Source organism: Cryomorphaceae bacterium, assembly GCA_007695365.1.
Taxonomy (GTDB): Bacteria; Bacteroidota; Bacteroidia; order Flavobacteriales_D; family SKUL01; genus SKUL01.
Genome location: REDV01000120.1, coordinates 1 through 3982, shown reverse-complemented (window position 1 = coordinate 3982; position 3982 = coordinate 1). Strand labels below are relative to the sequence as shown.

Annotated in this window: 3 protein-coding genes; all 3 read right to left on the bottom strand. The window is 52.9% G+C overall.

What is annotated here, in order from left to right:
- The coding region (locus tag EA392_12665) for a S9 family peptidase (GenBank protein ID TVR37465.1) at positions 1-1148 on the bottom strand (1148 nt) is incomplete at its 3' end.
- 137 nt (positions 1149-1285) lie between these two features.
- Positions 1286-1999 carry a DNA repair protein RecO gene (gene recO, locus EA392_12660; protein ID TVR37464.1) on the bottom strand — a complete coding sequence of 238 codons (714 nt, stop codon included), beginning with the start codon at positions 1997-1999 and terminating at the stop codon, positions 1286-1288.
- 3 nt (positions 2000-2002) lie between these two features.
- A partial coding sequence (locus EA392_12655; protein TVR37463.1) for a hypothetical protein occupies positions 2003-3982 on the bottom strand: 1980 nt, incomplete at its 5' end.

Genomic DNA, 3982 nt, shown 5'->3' with positions numbered 1-3982 from the left:
TCAAACTCCATATTCACATCCAGCCAGGAGGCATAGGCCGCGTCGGGAAAATCAATGTAGTGCTCCCCCTCGCCATTCCAGGGCATGACCCGTATTTTGGTGAGGCCGTCTATGCGCTCTTCCAGCACGAGCTGGTTTTTGAAAATAGCCATGCCTTCGAGCAGCGCGTCGTTGCGGTGCGCAACCACTTCCTTCCAGTTCTCTTTGGTGGTTTTACCCACAGGGGTTCGCATCAGGCGGAAGTTTTCGGCATCCAGGTTGGTGCGAATGTAAAAGTGGTCTTCGTAGTGATCAATGTCATACTCCAAACCCCGCTCGCGTGGCTGAATGGTTCGCCATTCTCCTTCCGGGTTGTCGGCTTCAAGCACATGGTACTCGGCAGTAATGGACGCACGCGATCCGATAACGAGGTACTTCTGCGACTTGGTTTTACCAACGAAACAATTGAAGGTGTCGTCTTTTTCGTGGTAAACTTCCTCGTCCTCACTCACCGGCGTTCCCAGCTTATGGCGGAAAATTTTGTAGGACCGAAGGGCCTCGTCGCGCACAGCGTAAAACACGGTTTCATTGTCGTTGGCCCAGGTGGCACTTCCCACTGTTCCGGGAATGATATCAGGCAGGGGCTCTCCTGTTTCGAGGTTTTTGAAACGCAGGGTATAGATGCGGCGGCTCAGGGTGTCTTCGCCGTACACGAGCAGCTTGTTGTTGGGGCTCACGCTGCGGCCACCGATGGCGTAGTAGCTGTAACCTTCGGCCATTTCGGGCACGTTGAGCATGATTTCCTCCTCAGCTTCGAGGCTTCCTTTTTTGCGGCAGTGAAAAGGGTACTCCTTGCCCTCTTCGTAGCGGGTGTAATAGAAGTAGCCGTTAAACAGGTAGGGAACGGATTGGTCGGTGGGGTCAATACGGCCTACAATCTCCTGATACAATTTTTCCTGCAAGCCTTCTGTTGATTTCAATACTGCTTCGGTGTATGCGTTTTCGGCGTTGAGGTAGTTGAGCACGCGTTCCGTTTGAGGCTCGGCGGCACCTTTGTCTTTTTGCTCATCCGTCAGCATCATCCAGTAATAGGGGTCTAAACGGACATCGCCGTGCATCTTATGCTCATGCATTTCAACAGGGGCTACAGGAGGTGTTGGTTTTTCCATGCTTTTTTCGGTTTTGGGTGATTGCTCGCAGGCGGTGATGGTAATTATAGCTGCTATCAATAAAAAGGGAGATGTTCTCATTGTGATGGTTTTTCGGTCGGCAAAGATACTGCAATGAATCAAGGTGTGCCTCATGGTCAATCATCCAATAATTCGCGCAGCACAGCCAATGACTTCACGGGCCGCATGCCGTCTATGTGCAGCTGGTAGTAGCGCAGTAGTTCTTCGAGCAGTTGATTGCGCACCTTACGGTTGAGTTGAGTGGTACGGGTTTGTGCCGGGGCTTCCTTAAAAAAACGTTGCAGGGTTTGAATCTCAGGGCCCGAAGAGCCCAGTCGGCCGGTTTGGGCGATATCAGAAAACGCGCCTTCTTCCGGGTCAAAGCTTTGCGGGCTGGTTGAAAGGCCCGGAAAAAAGCCGAGGTAGCGGCTGAGTTTGGCCAAAAAACACAGGTGAAAATTTGGATTAAACGGCTCAAGGTCAAAGGTGAGTAGGCGTGTGGCGATGTAGTCAAAGAGGTCTTCGTCGGGGGCGTCGGTGCGCAGGGCCTCACTCAACACCTCTGCTAAAAACAAGACTATCATGGACTTTCGGACATCATCGGCCAGTTGCTGGTAGGCTTCCAGGGGCTTAACCGAAGCACCGGCAATCAGCTCGCGACCCGGGTGGAGATTGAACTCCAGCTCTACCAAACTGAGCGGCTGCAGGTACGGCGTTTTGCGGCGCTTGCCCTTCACCCCTCTCAACAGAAAAGCGCGCAGGCCCAGGTTGTTTGTAAAAATTCTGACAACCGCGCTCGTATCGCCATAGTCAATGCTTTTGAGCACGATGCCTTTTGAAACCGTTTTCACCGCTTATTTCACAACCATGATTTTGGCCACGCAGCTCGACTGGTTTTCGGGGGCTATACATAGCGCTGTGTACACCCCTGTGGTGACGCGCTCACCCCTAAAATTATTGGCGTCCCAAATGGCCTGACCGCCTTCAGAAGTGGTCTCAAAAACAAGGTTTCCGGCGAGGTCAGTAATTTTTACATTGGTATTTCGCTGAAGCCCGGTGATGGCAACCGGTCCGAAATAATCGGCCCGTACCGGATTGGGAAACACCCTGGCGCATTCATTTCTTGCCCTGCCATCCGTGGCGGTGCTTCTGAATGAAACCACCCCCATGTCGGTTCCGAAATACACCTCACCCGTTTCGCCGTCAATGGTGATGGTACGAATGGAGTTGGATGGCAGGGGGCTATTGGTGGTGTTGAAGCGGTATATCTCGCGGGTTCCGTCGGGCGACATCAGAAATGCGCCTGCGCCGGCCGTTCCCAGCCATTTTCGATTGGCTCCGTCAACCGCAATAGCTGTCACGACTTCGGTTTCAAGGAGAATTTGAATGTTTCCATCCTGCTCAAGTAGAATTTGCTGTGCATCGAAGTTAGCCGTTTCTGAAAATACAGCAGATGGCGCAAAAAACACGGCTACCCCTTCGCCGGTACCTACCCAGATTTCTCCATTGAGATCCTCGGCTATTGCAAACACATCGTTGGTAGGTAAATTGCCCGAGCCCGCCTGCGAGTTCAGTGCCCGTGCCTGGTGCGATTCGATGTTTTCAGGGTCGCCGTTATCGTTGTAAACGAGGATACCGTTTCCGCGCGGACGCACCATCCATTTGTGGTTGCTTGAGGTAATGACCAGGTCTGAAACAAGGTTTGAGCCCGAGGCTCCCGCTGCCACATGGTTGAAATTAAACCACTCTCCTTCAGGCGTTAAAACCAAAAGTGGCGTGTTGGAGTAACCGTTGGTCACCCAAAGGTTTTTGTCGCTGTCAAAAGCCAGACCCGCAACACCGGGGCCCTGGGTTTCTGCAGAGCCTGCCAGCGGACTGTTTTCACTTGTGAAGTGATTCACCACCACCCCGTTTTTCATTTCATAAAGCCCATAGCCCCAGGTGCCAATAAACCAGTGTTCGTCGTCATCGGGATGCGGAACGGCCACCATAAAATCGCGAACGCTGTTGTCGTCAAATTCCTGAATGGTTCCCGGCGCGTAGCGCGACCACTTGCCGCCGGAAAGCACCTGAAGCCCTGAATTGTTAAAGGTCCGGTTCCAGTTGCTTGAAGGACCGCCTGAGGATTTAAAGAGCTTGCCGTTTTGAAACAGCAGCCGGTAGGCGTCCGGGCGTTCGGGGGCCGACGGATTGACGAGTTCGGTTTGGTTGGCACCCCAATTGTGGCGAATCAAACCACCGCGACTTTCGGCTAACCAGATATTATTGCCCGCGGTAATGGCGGCGCCGGTGGTGCTTACCCAACTCAGGCCAGGAGCACTGCCCAGTGATAATATCTGATTGAGGTTTTGCTGAAAAGCATGAACCCCGGTGGGTGTGCGAACCACCAGGTGGTTATTGCTCACGTTGATGCCGCGCAGCTCATTTTCTGACCACACTTCCAGCCAGTTCTCCATGTCGGTGGTGGCATAGACCTTATCATCGGTATCCGCAAAGGGCACGTACACCACGAGGTAATCGCCCACAGCTTCGGCGCCCTCAATCTCTTTGGGGCCTGTAACTCCCGGAATGGTGGTTACAGGGCTCCAGTTTACAAAATTGGCCAGAAACGAACTGTTCGCATCAGCCTCATACAGCCCAAGTAATGTTGCGGCCACGATTCGATCACCAAAAATGGCCGTGGCATGCACCTCGAGGTTGGTAGCCCCTGGCCCAATGATGTAGGTATCAATGATTTCGTTGTTTTCGAGGTTAACCAATACAATTCCGAAACCGCAGGAGAGGTATGCCCTTCCACCCACAGGAAGGATGTGGTTGATGCCCTTAAACCCGAA